The sequence below is a fragment of the Suttonella ornithocola genome (assembly GCF_001889065.1).
Lineage (GTDB): Bacteria > Pseudomonadota > Gammaproteobacteria > Cardiobacteriales > Cardiobacteriaceae > Suttonella_A > Suttonella_A ornithocola.
In genome coordinates, this window is the sequence record NZ_LWHB01000232.1 from 1 (window position 1) to 803 (window position 803).

Here is an 803-nt window from a genome sequence, read left to right on the forward strand (position 1 = left end):
GATTGGGCGCTAAGTTCACCTGTATCTCTTTGGAGTTTTTTCCAGCTGTATAGTGCTGAGCGTGATATGCCATAGGCTTGTATTACTTGGTCAATGTCTTTGCATTTGTCCCAGTACGCCATTGCTTTTTGTCGGATTTCAATTGTGTATGCCATTTTGTTAGTTTTCGCTATTTTTAGTCTTGTTTCTATTTTAAATTACTATATTTTTGCTATCAACTATAAGTTTTACCCAAATAATTATTACTAAAGAAATATTGGATGATGGACAAGACAAAATATCTTATTATCTAAAAAATATTAATAATGAAAAAATTAAGCGAGCCAATATTGCTATTCAAATAGACTATTATTCTCATGATGACCGTCGAAGAATATTTTTCTTTTCTCCAAAGAGCACAAACTAAAAGTTTATCTGTTCAGCAATTAAAGCATCAGGAGATATATGAGATTTGCTTGACGCTACCCCTACAAGAATTAGAAAAAATAAGAAATAAAATTTCTACCTTATCAAGGTTTGCAAACAATAATATTATTAATATAGTGTAATCAGCTAAAAAACAGAACGCTATTTACCGCCAGAAGCGCTAGGCGAGGTTTATAGAATGTCTTATTTTTTAACTGATTTGACTATAACTATTATCTGATTATAATCAAAATAACTTTTGAGGACAGAAAGTTATTTATTGCTTATTCTCGCGGAAGTCATTATTTAGAAATAGCGGTTTATAAAAATAAATATCATCAACTGATTGAAAGAATATTCCTTACGATAAACCCAAAAGACTTATATGAATTAATTGG

General features: G+C 30.0%; 1 protein-coding gene. It reads right to left on the reverse strand.

What is annotated here, in order from left to right; genetic code table 11:
* Positions 1 to 155, reverse strand: a 155-nt coding sequence (locus A5N85_RS13310) for an IS630 transposase-related protein (RefSeq protein ID WP_143143324.1), incomplete at its 3' end; no start/stop codon positions are given.
* Positions 156 to 803 lie beyond the last annotated feature (648 nt).